The following is a 12,192-nucleotide window of genomic DNA, read 5'->3' as shown; positions in this document are numbered from 1 at the left end:
CCCGGCTCCAGCGGCTCGATCACGAACCGGGAGCGGAACTCGTCGACGACCTCTTCGGTCAACGAGGGACGCTGAGCGATCAGCATGTGTGGATCAGATCCTTCTTTCGTGGACGCCCGCTATTTGACGCCCGACGGAACCGCCCCCGGCAAAAGGGACGGGTACTGCAAGGGTACGGGCGATACGGCGCCTTTACGGCGCCGTACCGCCCGAATCCCGAAGACCTACCGGCCGTACGTCAGACGCGACGACGCTTCGGCGGACGGCAGCCGTTGTGCGGGGTCGGGGTGACGTCCTGGATGGAGCCGACCTCGAGACCGGTCGCCTGAAGCGAACGGATCGCGGTCTCACGACCCGAACCCGGACCCTTCACGAACACGTCGACCTTGCGCATGCCGTGCTCCTGGGCGCGGCGGGCAGCCGACTCGGCGGCCATCTGCGCGGCGAACGGCGTGGACTTCCGGGAGCCCTTGAAGCCGACGTGGCCGGCGGAGGCCCAGGAGATCACGTTGCCGGACGGGTCCGTGATGGAGACGATCGTGTTGTTGAACGTGCTCTTGATGTGCGCGTGGCCGTGAGCGACGTTCTTCTTTTCCTTGCGGCGCACCTTCTTGGCAGCGCCCTGACGACCCTTGGGGGGCATCTAGTAACTCCTACGGGGAGGTGGTCGGTCCTACAGCGAAGACCGCTGATGAAGCGTTGTCCGCTGAGGACTACTTCTTGCCCGGCTTCTTCTTGCCGGCGATGGCGCGACGCGGGCCCTTGCGGGTACGAGCGTTCGTGCTGGTGCGCTGACCGCGGACGGGCAGGCCGCGACGGTGACGGAGACCCTGGTAGCAGCCGATCTCGACCTTGCGGCGGATGTCGGCCTGGATCTCGCGACGGAGGTCACCCTCGGTCTTGATGTTGTTGTCCACGTACTCGCGGATCGCGACGAGCTGCTCCTCGGAGAGGTCGCGAACGCGGGTGTTCGGGTCGACGCCGGTCGCTGCCAGCGTCTCCTGCGAGAGGGTCCGGCCGATGCCGAACACGTAGGTGAGGGCGACCTCCACGCGCTTGTCGCGCGGGATGTCAACACCGGAAACGCGTGCCATTCAATGGCTCCTGGTGATCTTCGGAGGTCTTCCGCAGAACCGACTCCCAGCCGCCGTACCAGGTACGAACTGGGTCCCCGGCCTCCGAACCGGGGGTGTCAGGCGATCGCTCGCCTGGATTCTGCGTATGAACATATTCAGCTCGCGTCGCGCGAAACTCTGCGATAGAGGTGCAGAGGGGATTGGTCGTGCGTCAGCCCTGGCGCTGCTTGTGGCGCGGGTTCTCGCAGATGACCATGACCCGGCCGTGACGGCGGATCACCCTGCACTTGTCGCAGATCTTCTTGACGCTCGGCTTGACCTTCATTGGGTGAGGTTCTCCGGGTCAGTGCCATCGCCTCGGGAGGCCCGGGACGGGGGCAAGATCTACTTGTACCGGTAGACGATCCGGCCACGCGTGAGGTCGTACGGAGACAGCTCCACCACGACCCGGTCGTCAGGGAGGATGCGGATGTAGTGCATACGCATCTTGCCGCTGATGTGTGCCAGGACCTGGTGGCCGTTCTGGAGCTCGACCTTGAACATGGCGTTCGGCAGAGACTCGACGACAGTGCCCTCGATCTCGATGGCACCTTGCTTCTTGGCCACGCTTTGCCCTTCGGAATCGACTACCTTGATCGACTCCCCTGCGTCCCTTACGGGCGCATGCAGACATGCGGGTGCACGAGAGCCGACGAGTCAGTCTACGTCAGCGCACCCGGAAACACGAATCGAGGAAGCCTGCCCCAAGGGACAGATCCTTAAGCGCGGGGAAGGGCAGCGCCGCAAGGCGCGCGGGGAACTGCGACCAGCCCCCACCCGCCCGCAGCCGCCGAGCAACCGGATACCGCTCCCGGTAGGCGCTCAGGCCAGAGGATCCGGCGCAGCGACGATCCCGTACTCCGCCAGCTTCGCCTTACCCCCGTCGGGAGACGTAAGCACCAGCGGCCCCTCCGCGGTCAGCGCGACCGAGTGCTCCCAGTGCGACGACCACGTGCCGTCCGTGGTGATGACCGTCCAGTCGTCCGAGAGGACCTCGGTCTTCGGCATGCCGAGTGACACCATCGGCTCGATCGCCAGGCAGAAGCCCGGGACCAGCTTCGGCCCCTTCCCCCGCCGCCGGTCGACGTAGTTCAGCAGATGCGGGTCCATGTGCATCTCGGTGCCGATGCCGTGGCCGCCGTAGTCCTCGATGATCCCGTACTTGCCGCCACCGGGCTTGGGCTGGCGCCGGATGTACGTCTCGATGGCACGGGAGACGTCGACCAGACGGTTCCCCTGCTTCATGGCCGCGATGCCGGCCCACATCGACTCCTCGGTCACCCGGGAGAGCTCGATCAGCTCCGGGGCGTGCCCGGACCCGACGAAGGCGGTGTACGCGGCGTCGCCGTGCCAGCCATCGATGATCGCACCGCAGTCGATGGAGATGATGTCGCCGTCCTTGAGGACGACGTCCTCGGACGGGATGCCGTGGACGACGACGTCGTTCACCGAGGTGCAGATCGTCGCGGGGAAGCCGCCATACCCGAGGAAGTTCGACTTCGCCCCGTGCTCGGCGAGCACCTTGCGGGCCACCTCGTCCAGATCCTTGGTACTCGCCCCGGGCACCGCGGCCTCACGCGTGGCCGCGTGAATGGCGGCTACGACCAGCCCCGCCTCACGCATCTTGGCGATCTGCTCGGGGCTCTTGATCTGCACCATGGGGACGGGGGCCTTTCTTGGACCGGATAAGGGGACTGCTTCAACCATAAGGGCGGAGCGGGAACCGCAACGGCGGAGCCGGCGCACCCACCCCACGCAGCAGCCGCGGCCCCCCACAGGGAACCGCGGCCTGAGCTACGTACGAGCTACGAGCGCTCCTACTTGCTGTCCTCGTCGCGCTGAAGCGCCTCCATCGCGCGAGCCGTGACCTCTTCGACCTTGCCCAGCGCGGAGATCGTGACGACCAGCCCCTGCGCCTTGTAGTAGTCGATGATCGGCTCGGTCTGCGTGTGGTAGACCTCCAGCCGCTTACGGACGGTCTGCTCGGAGTCGTCGTCCCGCTGGTACAGCTCGCCGCCGCAGGCGTCGCAGACGCCTTCCTTCTTCGGCTGGCTGTACGTGACGTGGAAGACGTGGCTGGAGTCCTTGCGGCAGATCCGCCGCCCGGCGATCCGCTTGACGACCTCTTCCTCGGGGACCTCCAGGTCCAGCACCGCGTCCAGCTTCATGCTCTCGGACTGAAGCATCTCGTCGAGCGCCTCGGCCTGGGACACATTGCGCGGGAAGCCGTCCAGCAGGAAGCCACCCTCGGCATCCGGCTTCTCCATGCGGTCCTTGGCCATCCCGATGGTGACCTCGTCCGGCACCAGGTTGCCCGCGTCCATGTAGGACTTCGCGAGCTTCCCGAGCTCCGTCTGCTGGCTGATGTTGGCGCGGAACAGGTCGCCCGTGGAGATGTGCGGGATCGACAGGTTTTTGGCCAGGAACGCGGCCTGCGTTCCCTTCCCGGCACCCGGCGGCCCGACGAGGACGATTCGCATCAGCGGAGGAACCCTTCGTAATTGCGCTGCTGGAGCTGGCTCTCGATCTGCTTCACCGTCTCAAGACCCACACCCACGATGATCAGGATGCTGGTCCCGCCGAACGGGAAGTTCTGGTCTGCCCCGAAACCAGCCAACGCCATCGTCGGCACGAGAGCGATCAGGCCCAAGTACAGCGAGCCCGGCCAGGTGATCCGGTTGAGCACGTACGAAAGGTACTCAGCGGTCGGTCGGCCAGCCCGGATGCCCGGGATGAAGCCACCATACTTCTTCATGTTGTCCGCGACTTCCTCGGGGTTGAACGAGATGGCCACGTAGAAGAAGGCGAAGAAAATGATCAGGAAGAAGTAAAGGACGATGTGCGTCGGAGCCGACGGTTGCGCGAGATTCTTCTCGATCCAGGTCTTCCAGTCGGAGCTTCCACCGGCGAACTGCGCGATCAATGCCGGGATGTAGAGCAGCGACGAGGCAAAGATCACAGGGATGATGCCCGCCTGGTTGACCTTCAGCGGAATGTACGTCGACGTACCGCCGTAGGACCGGCGGCCGATCATGCGCTTCGCGTACTGCACCGGAATACGGCGCTGGGCCTGCTCGACGAAGACCACCAGGCCGACCATGAACAGCCCGACGGCGACGACGATGCCGAACTCGATCCAACCGTCCGCCAGGTTGCCCTGCTGCTTGATGGCCCACAGCGCGGACGGGAAGGTCGCGGCGATCGAGATGAACATCAGGATCGACATGCCGTTACCGATGCCGCGGTCGGTGATGAGCTCACCGAGCCACATGACGGTAGCCGTACCGGCAGTCATGGTGATGACCATCACGATGGTGGTGAAGATCGAGCGGTCCGGCACGATCTGGCTGGCCACCTGGCAGTTCGGGAACAGCGAACCGCTGCGGGCGGTGGCCACCAGGCCGGTGCCCTGAAGGATGGCGAGCGCCACGGTCAGATAGCGGGTGTACTGCGTGATCTTCGCCGTACCCGCCTGGCCCTCCTTCTTCAGGGCTTCCAGGCGCGGGATCACGACGGTCAGCAGCTGCAGGATGATGCTCGCCGTGATGTACGGCATGATGCCGAGCGCGAAGATCGTGATCTGGAGCAGCGCGCCGCCACTGAACATGTTGACCAGGCCGAAGATGCCCTGGTTGGTGCTCGCCTGGTCGACACAGACCTGTACGGCCCTGTAGTCGACGCCGGGGATCGGAATGTGTGTACCGATCCGATAGATCACGATGATGCCGAGCGTGAAGAGCAGCTTCTTGCGCAGGTCGGGCGTCTTGAACGCCCGGGCGAACGCGGTGAGCACGGTGCCTCCTGCGACCCCCGCGCTACTGCGTCAAGGGTGACGGTCTTGAGGTTCGACTAATAGGAACGACTTAGCTAACGGTCAACTGCCGCTCAGAGTGCCCCACAAGAAGCACTCCGTAAAAGTGGGCAGTGCAGGCCACCTTACCGGCGAGACCGCCCCCCTTGGAACGACCAACCGGGGATACCCCATTTGTGGGGTATCCCCGGTCGGGATCGCTCAAGTCATCGAGACGCCTGATGGATTCAGACGAGCTCGGTGACGGTACCGCCCGCGGCGGTGATCTTCTCCTTGGCGGAGCCGGAGACGGCGTCGACCGTCACCTGCAGCGCCACGGAGAGCTCGCCCTGGCCGAGGACCTTGACGAGGCTGTTCTTGCGAACGGCACCCTTGGCCACGAGGCCCTCGACGGTGACCTCGCCACCCTCGGGGTACAGCGCCGCCAGCTTGTCGAGGTTCACGACCTGGAACTCGGTCTTGAACGGGTTCTTGAAGCCCTTCAGCTTCGGAAGACGCATGTGGAGGGGCATCTGGCCACCCTCGAAGCGCTCCGGAACCTGGTAACGAGCCTTCGTACCCTTGGTACCACGACCGGCCGTCTTACCCTTCGACGCCTCACCACGACCAACACGGGTCTTGGCGGTCTTGGCGCCCGGGGCGGGACGGAGGTTGTGGATCTTGAGCGGGTTCTGCTCCGCCATGATCAGTCGACCTCCTCGACCGTCACGAGGTGGCGGACGGTGTGCACCATGCCGCGGAACTCGGGGCGGTCCTCCTTGACGACCTGCGTGTTGATGCCCTTGAGACCAAGGGAGCGCAGGGTGTCACGGTGGTTCTGCTTGCTGCCGATGTAGGACTTGACCTGCGTAATCTTGAGCTGCGCCATGATTACGCACCCGCCCCGGCACGCGCACGGAGAAGAGCCGCGGGGGCGACGTCCTCGAGCGGCAGACCACGGCGAGCCGCGATCTCCTCGGGACGCTGCAGGCCCTTCAGGGCCTCCACGGTCGCGTGCACGATGTTGATCGCGTTGTCGGAGCCGAGCGACTTCGACAGCACGTCGTGGATACCGGCGCACTCGAGCACGGCACGCACCGGGCCACCGGCGATAACACCGGTACCGGGGGACGCGGGCTTGAGCAGGACGACGCCGGCAGCCTTCTCACCCTGGATGGGGTGCGGGATGGTGCCCTGGATACGGGGGACCTTGAAGAAGTGCTTCTTGGCCTCCTCAACACCCTTGGCGATGGCGGCCGGCACCTCCTTGGCCTTGCCGTAACCGACACCCACGGTGCCGTCACCGTCGCCCACCACGACCAGCGCGGTGAAGCTGAAGCGACGACCACCCTTCACAACCTTGGCGACGCGGTTGATCGCGACAACGCGCTCAACGTACGCGGTCTTCTCGGCGGCAGCTGCGCCGCCGTCACGGCCCTTCCGGTCCCGCCGCTCGCCGCCACCGGCACCGCCACCGCGGCGCTGGGGTCCAGCCATTGGAATTACCTCTCTCTGTCTCCGCTAGCTACGGAACCAGGACTCAGAACTTGAGTCCGGCCTCGCGGGCGGCGTCCGCCAGAGCGGCGATGCGCCCGGCGTACTGGTTACCACCACGGTCGAATACGACGGCCTCGACGCCGGCAGCCTTGGCACGCTCGGCGACCAGGGCGCCGACCTGCTTGGCCTGCGCGGACTTGTCGCCCTCGCCACCGCGGATCGAGGTGTCCAGGGTGGACGCCGACGCAAGGGTGTGACCCTTGATGTCGTCGATCACCTGGGCCACGATGTGGCGGTTCGAGCGGGTAACGACCAGACGCGGACGCTCCGCCGTACCGTTGATGTGCTTACGGATCCGGATGTGGCGGCGCTTGATCGCGGCGCGCTTGTAGGCGTCGCCCTTAAGGATCTTCTGTCCGTATGCCATGGCTTACTTACCCGCCTTTCCGACCTTGCGGCGGATGACTTCGCCCTCGTACTTGACGCCCTTGGCCTTGTACGGGTCGGGCTTGCGCAGCTTGCGGATGTTGGCCGCAACCTCGCCGACCTTCTGCTTGTCGATGCCCTCGACCGAGAAGCGGGTGGGGGCCTCCACCTTGAAGGTGATGCCCTCGGGGGCCTCGACGGTGATCGGGTGGCTGTAGCCGAGAGCGAACTCGAGGTTCGATCCCTTGGCCTGCACGCGGTAACCGACACCGCTGATCTCGAGCTTCTTCACGTAACCCTGGGTCACGCCGGTGATCATGTTCGCCACCAGCGTGCGGGACAGGCCGTGGAGGGCCTTGTTCTGACGCTCGTCGTTCGGGCGGGTCACCTGCAGGGTGCCGTCCTCGCCCTTGGCGACCTCGATCGGCGCCGAGACGGTGTGGGTCAGCTCGCCCTTGGGGCCCTTGACCGAAACCGTACGGCCGTCGATGGTGACGTCCACGCCGGCGGGAACCGCGATGGGGAGCTTGCCGATGCGCGACATAGCTGTTTCCTCCGTTCCCTTCTGCTACCAGACGTAGGCGAGAACTTCTCCGCCTACGCCCTTCTTGCCGGCCTGCTTGTCGGTGAGGAGCCCGTGCGACGTGGAGATGATCGCCACGCCGAGGCCGCCGAGCACCTTCGGCAGGTTGGTGGACTTCGCGTACACCCGGAGACCGGGCTTGGAGATCCGCTTGATGCCCGCGATGGAGCGCTCACGGTTCGGGCCGAACTTCAGCTCGAGGACGAGGTTCTTGCCGACCTCGGCGTCCTCGACCTTCCAGCCCGTGATGAAGCCCTCCTGCTGGAGGATCTCCGCGATGTGCGACTTGATCTTCGAGTGCGGCATCGCCACGGTGTCGTGGTACGCCGAGTTCGCGTTCCGCAGACGCGTAAGCATGTCTGCGATCGGATCAGTCATGGTCATGAATTGGCCTTCGGCCTCTCTCGCCGGGGTTTCCAGGTGCCCATCCCTCTCCTCGATCCGAGACGAGGCGGGTGCGGTGCGGTGGACCTACGGCGTAGTAAGTCGTACGGGCGACCATCAGGCGCCCAACCCTCCAAGCCTAAGCCATGGAAGGGAGGGCGCCTGACACGCCCATTGCTTACCGAGAGCTTCGGGAATCCCTAAAAGGTGGGATTACCAGGAGCTCTTGGTCACGCCCGGCAGCTCGCCACGGTGAGCCATCTCACGAAGGCACACGCGGCACAGGCCGAACTTGCGGTACACGGAGTGGGGACGGCCGCAGCGCTGGCAGCGCGTGTAGCCACGCACGCCGAACTTGGGCTTGCGAGCAGCCTTCGCGATCAGAGCCTTCTTCGCCATCTCGCTCACGCCTCCTTGAAGGGGAAGCCGAGGTGACGAAGGAGCGCGCGGCCCTCAGCGTCGTTGGTCGCCGTGGTGACCACGGTGATGTCCATACCCCGGACGCGGTCGATCTTGTCCTGGTCGATCTCGTGGAACATGACCTGCTCCGTGAGACCGAAGGTGTAGTTGCCACGGCCGTCGAACTGCTTGGGGGACAGACCACGGAAGTCGCGGATGCGCGGCAGCGCGAGCGACAGGGTGCGGTCCAGGAACTCCCACATGCGGTCGCCACGGAGCGTGACGTGGGCACCGATCGGCTGGCCCTCACGCAGCTTGAACTGCGCGATGGACTTGCGGGCCTTGGTGACGGCCGGCTTCTGACCGGTGATCGTGGTGAGGTCGCGGATGGCGCCCTCGATCAGCTTGGAGTCGCGGGCGGCGTCGCCCACACCCATGTTGACCACGATCTTGACGAGGCCGGGAATCTGCATGACGTTCTCGTACTTGAACTCGTCACGCAGCTTGCCCGCGATCTCCTCGCGGTACTTCTGCTTCAGACGCGGAGTGGTGGTGGTAGCCATCAGATGTCCTCACCCGTCCGCTTGGCAACGCGGATCTTGTTGCCCTCTTCGTCGAAGCGGTAGCCGACACGCGTGACGACCTTGTTGCCGTCCTTCTCAACGACCAGCTGGACGTTGGAGACGTGGATCGGCGCCTCGGTCGTGACGATGCCGCCGGCCTGCGAGCCCTTGGCGGTCGGACCGGCCTTGGTGTGCTTCTTGACCCGGTTGACACCCTCGACCAGGACACGCTCGTCGCGCGGGTAAGCGGCAATGACCTTGCCCTGCTTGCCCTTGTCCTTGCCGGTGATGACCTGGACCAGGTCGCCCTTCTTGATCTTCATGCTTACAGCACCTCCGGAGCCAGCGAGATGATCTTCATGAACTTCTTCTCGCGCAGCTCACGCCCGACCGGGCCGAAGATGCGGGTGCCGCGAGGGTCGCCGTCGTTCTTCAGAATGACTGCGGCGTTCTCGTCGAAGCGGATGTACGAGCCGTCCGGACGGCGGCGCTCCTTGACGGTGCGAACGATGACCGCCTTGACGACGTCACCCTTCTTCACGTTGCCACCGGGGATCGCGTCCTTGACGGTGGCGACGATGACGTCACCGATGCCCGCGTAGCGGCGACCGGAGCCACCGAGCACACGGATGCAAAGGATTTCCTTCGCACCAGTGTTGTCGGCGACACGCAGTCGCGACTCCTGCTGGATCACGTCTATCTCCTGTTTGTCTGCCGGTTCCCTCCGGGAGTTGAACCGGAGAGCCTGGCGGAACCGTCCTGCCGGGATACCCCCGCAGGAATTACTTGCCGACCCGGCCGGGCCGTGGAGCCGCTCTCGCGACGAGCGCGAGTGCCTCACGCACCTCGGCCGGATGTCCCGGCGGCGGTTCCGTAAGTCGTTCTACGGAGCTCGCCGGGCGGCGGTCTTTCGTCGGTCTGGCGAAACCCGCGCCGGGAGCGCCTGCCGGACCGAGGTCCGGGGCGGAGCCCCCGGCGGGGCAGCGGGGCGAACCCCGCTTGATTACTTCGCCTTCTCGAGGATCTCGACGACGCGCCAGCGCTTCGTCGCGGACAACGGCCGGGTCTCCATGAGGAGGACGCGGTCGCCGACGCCCGCAGCGTTCTGCTCGTCGTGCGCCTTGAGCTTGTTGGTACGGCGGATGACCTTGCCGTACAGCGCGTGCTTGACGCGGTCCTCGACGGCGACGACGACGGTCTTGTCCATCTTGTCGCTGACGACGAGACCCTCACGGGTCTTGCGGAAGCCGCGGGCCTCTGCAGTCTGCTCAGTCACGTTGCTCTCACTCATCAGGCGCTCTCCACCGTCTCGATGCCCAGCTCGCGCTCACGCATCAGGGTGTAGATCCGCGCGATGTCCTTACGGACGGCCTTGAGCCGACCGTGGTTCTCGAGCTGACCGGTCGCCGCCTGGAAGCGGAGGTTGAACAGCTCTTCCTTGGCCTCGCGGAGCTTCGCAAGAAGCTCCTCGTTGCCCAGCTCGCGCAGCTCGGACGCCTTGGTACCGGCCGACATCACGCTTCACCTGCCTCGCGCTTGACGATCCGGCACTTCATCGGCAGCTTGTGGGCCGCACGAGTCAGCGCCTCACGGGCGATCTTCTCGTTGGGGTACGACAGCTCGAACATCACGCGTCCGGGCTTGACGTTGGCGATCCACCACTCCGGAGAACCCTTACCGGAACCCATGCGGGTCTCGGCGGGCTTCTTGGTGAGCGGACGGTCCGGGTAGATGTTGATCCAGACCTTGCCGCCACGCTTGATGTGGCGGGTCATCGCGATACGAGCCGCCTCGATCTGGCGGTTCGTCACGTAGGCCGGGGTCAGCGCCTGGATGCCGTACTCGCCGAACGCAACCTGCGTTCCACCCTTGGACATACCGTTGCGCTTCGGGTGGTGCTGCTTGCGGTGCTTGACCCTACGGGGGATCAGCATGACGGTCAGGCCTCCGTTCCGGTGCTCTCAGCCGGAGCGGCGGCGGGAGCCTCGGCCTTGGGGGCCTCGGCGCCGGCAGCCTGCTGCGGCTTACGACCGCGCCGCTCGCCACCGCGGCCACCACGGGCCGGGCGGTCGGCACCACCACGGGCCGGGCGGTTACCCGCACGGGCCGCAGCGTTCTCGGCGCGGACCTCGGCGATGTTCTTGACGTCGCCCTTGTAGATCCAGACCTTCACACCGATGCGGCCGAAGGTCGTCTTGGCCTCGAAGAAGCCGTAGTCCACGTTCGCGCGGAGCGTGTGCAGGGGCACACGGCCCTCGCGGTAGAACTCCGAGCGGGACATCTCGGCGCCGCCGAGGCGGCCACCGCACTGGATCTTGATGCCCTTGGCGCCGGCCTTCATCGCCGACTGCATGCTCTTACGCATGGCGCGGCGGAAGGAGACGCGGGAGGAGAGCTGCTCGGCAACGGCCTGGGCAACCAGCTGAGCGTCGGTCTCGGGGTTCTTGACCTCGAGGATGTTCAGCTGGACCTGCTTGCCCGTGAGCTTCTCGAGGTCACCGCGGATGCGGTCGGCCTCGGCGCCACGGCGGCCGATGACGATGCCCGGACGAGCGGTGTGGATGTCCACACGCACGCGGTCACGGGTGCGCTCGATCTCCACCTTCGAGATACCGGCGCGCTCCATGCCGGACGTCATCATCCGACGGATGGCGACGTCTTCCTTGACGTAGTCCTTGTACAGCTTGTCGGCGTACCACCGGGACTTGAAGTCCGTGGTGACACCGAGCCGGAACCCGTGCGGGTTTACCTTCTGGCCCATTACCGGGTTCCTTCCTTGCTGGCGACGACCACGGTGATGTGGCTGGTCCGCTTGCGGATCCGGTAGGCACGGCCCTGAGCGCGCGGACGGAACCGCTTCAGGGTCGGGCCCTCGTCGACGTACGCCTCGCTGATGAACAGCGAGGAGGCGTCCGGGTGGTCGTAGTTGTGCGCGGCGTTGGCAATGGCGCTGTCGAGCACCTTGCCGACCGGCACGGAGGCTGCCTGCGGAGCGAATCGCAGAACAGCCTGGGCCTCCGTGGCATCCATGCCACGGATGAGGTCCACCACGCGGCGGGCCTTCATGGGCGTGACGCGGATGTACCGCGCCTGGGCCCTGGCTTCCATGGTTGTCCCTTCAGTTACTTACGTGTCTGAATGCGATCCGCTACTAGCGGCGCTTCGACTTCCGGTCTTCCTTGACGTGACCCCGGAAGGTGCGCGTCGGCGAGAACTCGCCGAGCTTGTGGCCGACCATCGACTCGGTGACGAACACCGGGATGTGGGTCTTGCCGTTGTGCACCGCGAGCGTGTGGCCGAGCATGGCCGGCACGATCATGGAGCGACGGGACCAGGTCTTGATGACGTTCTTGGTGCCTGCTTCGTTCTGCGTTTCCACCTTCTTGATCAGGTGGTCGTCGACGAAGGGCCCCTTCTTGAGACTGCGCGGCATCT

At 65.5% G+C, this 12,192-nt stretch carries 23 protein-coding genes; all 23 read right to left on the bottom strand.

The window, feature by feature from the left end; all coding sequences use genetic code 11:
- Positions 1–238: 238 nt before the first annotated feature.
- The gene (gene rpsK, locus ACTMVF_RS33780) at positions 239–643 is read right to left on the bottom strand and encodes a 30S ribosomal protein S11 (RefSeq protein WP_003956432.1); all 405 of its coding nucleotides are present in this window, start codon (positions 641–643) and stop codon (positions 239–241) included.
- Between the two features lie 70 nt (positions 644–713).
- The gene (rpsM, locus tag ACTMVF_RS33775; protein ID WP_030788235.1) at positions 714–1,094 is read right to left on the bottom strand and encodes a 30S ribosomal protein S13; all 381 of its coding nucleotides are present in this window, start codon (positions 1,092–1,094) and stop codon (positions 714–716) included.
- 193 nt (positions 1,095–1,287) lie between these two features.
- Positions 1,288–1,401 (bottom strand): 50S ribosomal protein L36, encoded by a 114-nt coding sequence (gene rpmJ, locus ACTMVF_RS33770; protein WP_003998809.1) that lies wholly within the window; start codon positions 1,399–1,401, stop codon positions 1,288–1,290.
- A 59-nt stretch (positions 1,402–1,460) separates the two neighbouring features.
- Positions 1,461–1,682, bottom strand: a complete 222-nt coding sequence (gene infA / locus ACTMVF_RS33765) for a translation initiation factor IF-1 (protein WP_003948620.1) — start codon at positions 1,680–1,682, stop codon at positions 1,461–1,463.
- Between the two features lie 255 nt (positions 1,683–1,937).
- Positions 1,938–2,774 carry a type I methionyl aminopeptidase gene (map, locus tag ACTMVF_RS33760; protein ID WP_441274866.1) on the bottom strand — a complete coding sequence of 279 codons (837 nt, stop codon included), beginning with the start codon at positions 2,772–2,774 and terminating at the stop codon, positions 1,938–1,940.
- A gap of 158 nt (positions 2,775–2,932) precedes the next feature.
- Positions 2,933–3,595, bottom strand: coding sequence for an adenylate kinase (locus ACTMVF_RS33755; protein ID WP_441274865.1), 663 nt, complete (start codon positions 3,593–3,595; stop codon positions 2,933–2,935).
- The gene (gene secY, locus ACTMVF_RS33750; RefSeq protein ID WP_441274864.1) at positions 3,595–4,908 is read right to left on the bottom strand and encodes a preprotein translocase subunit SecY; all 1,314 of its coding nucleotides are present in this window, start codon (positions 4,906–4,908) and stop codon (positions 3,595–3,597) included. The genes ACTMVF_RS33755 and secY overlap by 1 nt, the downstream gene beginning before the upstream one ends.
- Positions 4,909–5,153: 245 nt before the next feature.
- Positions 5,154–5,609, bottom strand: a complete 456-nt coding sequence (gene rplO / locus ACTMVF_RS33745) for a 50S ribosomal protein L15 (RefSeq protein ID WP_441274863.1) — start codon at positions 5,607–5,609, stop codon at positions 5,154–5,156.
- 2 nt (positions 5,610–5,611) lie between these two features.
- On the bottom strand, positions 5,612–5,794 hold the full coding sequence (rpmD, locus tag ACTMVF_RS33740; protein WP_003974250.1) for a 50S ribosomal protein L30: 183 nt from the start codon (positions 5,792–5,794) through the stop codon (positions 5,612–5,614).
- Positions 5,795–5,796: 2 nt separating this feature from the next.
- Entirely contained in the window at positions 5,797–6,402 is a 606-nt protein-coding gene (gene rpsE / locus ACTMVF_RS33735; protein ID WP_009190144.1) for a 30S ribosomal protein S5, read from the bottom strand.
- 43 nt (positions 6,403–6,445) lie between these two features.
- Positions 6,446–6,829 carry a 50S ribosomal protein L18 gene (gene rplR / locus ACTMVF_RS33730; protein WP_007494754.1) on the bottom strand — a complete coding sequence of 128 codons (384 nt, stop codon included), beginning with the start codon at positions 6,827–6,829 and terminating at the stop codon, positions 6,446–6,448.
- A gap of 3 nt (positions 6,830–6,832) precedes the next feature.
- Positions 6,833–7,372 (bottom strand): 50S ribosomal protein L6, encoded by a 540-nt coding sequence (rplF, locus tag ACTMVF_RS33725; RefSeq protein ID WP_441274862.1) that lies wholly within the window; start codon positions 7,370–7,372, stop codon positions 6,833–6,835.
- 24 nt (positions 7,373–7,396) lie between these two features.
- On the bottom strand, positions 7,397–7,795 hold the full coding sequence (gene rpsH / locus ACTMVF_RS33720; protein WP_015658459.1) for a 30S ribosomal protein S8: 399 nt from the start codon (positions 7,793–7,795) through the stop codon (positions 7,397–7,399).
- Positions 7,796–8,008: 213 nt separating this feature from the next.
- Entirely contained in the window at positions 8,009–8,194 is a 186-nt protein-coding gene (locus tag ACTMVF_RS33715; RefSeq protein ID WP_003948630.1) for a type Z 30S ribosomal protein S14, read from the bottom strand.
- A 5-nt stretch (positions 8,195–8,199) separates the two neighbouring features.
- Positions 8,200–8,757 carry a 50S ribosomal protein L5 gene (gene rplE / locus ACTMVF_RS33710; RefSeq protein ID WP_016434630.1) on the bottom strand — a complete coding sequence of 186 codons (558 nt, stop codon included), beginning with the start codon at positions 8,755–8,757 and terminating at the stop codon, positions 8,200–8,202.
- Positions 8,757–9,080: a 50S ribosomal protein L24 gene (gene rplX / locus ACTMVF_RS33705; RefSeq protein WP_062151337.1), complete on the bottom strand. Its 324-nt coding sequence runs from the start codon at positions 9,078–9,080 to the stop codon at positions 8,757–8,759. Before rplX ends, rplE begins: the two co-directional genes overlap by 1 nt.
- A gap of 2 nt (positions 9,081–9,082) precedes the next feature.
- Positions 9,083–9,451, bottom strand: coding sequence for a 50S ribosomal protein L14 (gene rplN, locus ACTMVF_RS33700; protein WP_003998823.1), 369 nt, complete (start codon positions 9,449–9,451; stop codon positions 9,083–9,085).
- A gap of 309 nt (positions 9,452–9,760) precedes the next feature.
- On the bottom strand, positions 9,761–10,048 hold the full coding sequence (rpsQ, locus tag ACTMVF_RS33695) for a 30S ribosomal protein S17 (protein ID WP_003992363.1): 288 nt from the start codon (positions 10,046–10,048) through the stop codon (positions 9,761–9,763).
- A complete protein-coding gene (rpmC, locus tag ACTMVF_RS33690) occupies positions 10,048–10,272 on the bottom strand; it encodes a 50S ribosomal protein L29 (protein WP_003974259.1) in 225 nt (74 codons plus the stop codon). Before rpmC ends, rpsQ begins: the two co-directional genes overlap by 1 nt.
- The gene (gene rplP / locus ACTMVF_RS33685) at positions 10,272–10,691 is read right to left on the bottom strand and encodes a 50S ribosomal protein L16 (protein WP_009190136.1); all 420 of its coding nucleotides are present in this window, start codon (positions 10,689–10,691) and stop codon (positions 10,272–10,274) included. The genes rpmC and rplP overlap by 1 nt, the downstream gene beginning before the upstream one ends.
- 5 nt (positions 10,692–10,696) lie before the next feature.
- Positions 10,697–11,518 (bottom strand): 30S ribosomal protein S3, encoded by an 822-nt coding sequence (rpsC, locus tag ACTMVF_RS33680; RefSeq protein WP_014674374.1) that lies wholly within the window; start codon positions 11,516–11,518, stop codon positions 10,697–10,699.
- A complete protein-coding gene (gene rplV / locus ACTMVF_RS33675; RefSeq protein WP_019753093.1) occupies positions 11,518–11,865 on the bottom strand; it encodes a 50S ribosomal protein L22 in 348 nt (115 codons plus the stop codon). Before rplV ends, rpsC begins: the two co-directional genes overlap by 1 nt.
- A 43-nt stretch (positions 11,866–11,908) precedes the next feature.
- Positions 11,909–12,190 carry a 30S ribosomal protein S19 gene (gene rpsS, locus ACTMVF_RS33670; RefSeq protein ID WP_215155988.1) on the bottom strand — a complete coding sequence of 94 codons (282 nt, stop codon included), beginning with the start codon at positions 12,188–12,190 and terminating at the stop codon, positions 11,909–11,911.
- Positions 12,191–12,192: the final 2 nt, after the last annotated feature.

It is taken from the genome of Streptomyces sp. SD31 (assembly GCF_052068475.1).
Taxonomy (GTDB): domain Bacteria; phylum Actinomycetota; class Actinomycetes; order Streptomycetales; family Streptomycetaceae; genus Streptomyces.
Note: the sequence above shows the minus strand (reverse complement) of the source record. Positions and strands in the feature narration are given on the sequence as shown.

Excerpts from the sequence above, each read along its gene's own strand:
- rpsK (WP_003956432.1), bottom strand. The coding sequence starts at position 643 with ATGCCCCCCAAGGGTCGTCAGGGCGCTGCCAAGAAGGTGCGCCGCAAG.
- rpsM (WP_030788235.1), bottom strand. The coding sequence starts at position 1,094 with ATGGCACGCGTTTCCGGTGTTGACATCCCGCGCGACAAGCGCGTGGAG.
- rpmJ (WP_003998809.1), bottom strand. The coding sequence starts at position 1,401 with ATGAAGGTCAAGCCGAGCGTCAAGAAGATCTGCGACAAGTGCAGGGTG.
- map (WP_441274866.1), bottom strand. The coding sequence starts at position 2,774 with ATGGTGCAGATCAAGAGCCCCGAGCAGATCGCCAAGATGCGTGAGGCG.
- ACTMVF_RS33755 (WP_441274865.1), bottom strand. The coding sequence starts at position 3,595 with ATGCGAATCGTCCTCGTCGGGCCGCCGGGTGCCGGGAAGGGAACGCAG.
- rplO (WP_441274863.1), bottom strand. The coding sequence starts at position 5,609 with ATGGCGGAGCAGAACCCGCTCAAGATCCACAACCTCCGTCCCGCCCCG.
- rpmD (WP_003974250.1), bottom strand. The coding sequence starts at position 5,794 with ATGGCGCAGCTCAAGATTACGCAGGTCAAGTCCTACATCGGCAGCAAG.
- rpsE (WP_009190144.1), bottom strand. The coding sequence starts at position 6,402 with ATGGCTGGACCCCAGCGCCGCGGTGGCGGTGCCGGTGGCGGCGAGCGG.
- rplR (WP_007494754.1), bottom strand. The coding sequence starts at position 6,829 with ATGGCATACGGACAGAAGATCCTTAAGGGCGACGCCTACAAGCGCGCC.
- rplF (WP_441274862.1), bottom strand. The coding sequence starts at position 7,372 with ATGTCGCGCATCGGCAAGCTCCCCATCGCGGTTCCCGCCGGCGTGGAC.
- rpsH (WP_015658459.1), bottom strand. The coding sequence starts at position 7,795 with ATGACCATGACTGATCCGATCGCAGACATGCTTACGCGTCTGCGGAAC.
- ACTMVF_RS33715 (WP_003948630.1), bottom strand. The coding sequence starts at position 8,194 with ATGGCGAAGAAGGCTCTGATCGCGAAGGCTGCTCGCAAGCCCAAGTTC.
- rplE (WP_016434630.1), bottom strand. The coding sequence starts at position 8,757 with ATGGCTACCACCACCACTCCGCGTCTGAAGCAGAAGTACCGCGAGGAG.
- rplX (WP_062151337.1), bottom strand. The coding sequence starts at position 9,080 with ATGAAGATCAAGAAGGGCGACCTGGTCCAGGTCATCACCGGCAAGGAC.
- rpsQ (WP_003992363.1), bottom strand. The coding sequence starts at position 10,048 with ATGAGTGAGAGCAACGTGACTGAGCAGACTGCAGAGGCCCGCGGCTTC.
- rpmC (WP_003974259.1), bottom strand. The coding sequence starts at position 10,272 with ATGTCGGCCGGTACCAAGGCGTCCGAGCTGCGCGAGCTGGGCAACGAG.
- rplP (WP_009190136.1), bottom strand. The coding sequence starts at position 10,691 with ATGCTGATCCCCCGTAGGGTCAAGCACCGCAAGCAGCACCACCCGAAG.
- rpsC (WP_014674374.1), bottom strand. The coding sequence starts at position 11,518 with ATGGGCCAGAAGGTAAACCCGCACGGGTTCCGGCTCGGTGTCACCACG.
- rplV (WP_019753093.1), bottom strand. The coding sequence starts at position 11,865 with ATGGAAGCCAGGGCCCAGGCGCGGTACATCCGCGTCACGCCCATGAAG.
- rpsS (WP_215155988.1), bottom strand. The coding sequence starts at position 12,190 with ATGCCGCGCAGTCTCAAGAAGGGGCCCTTCGTCGACGACCACCTGATC.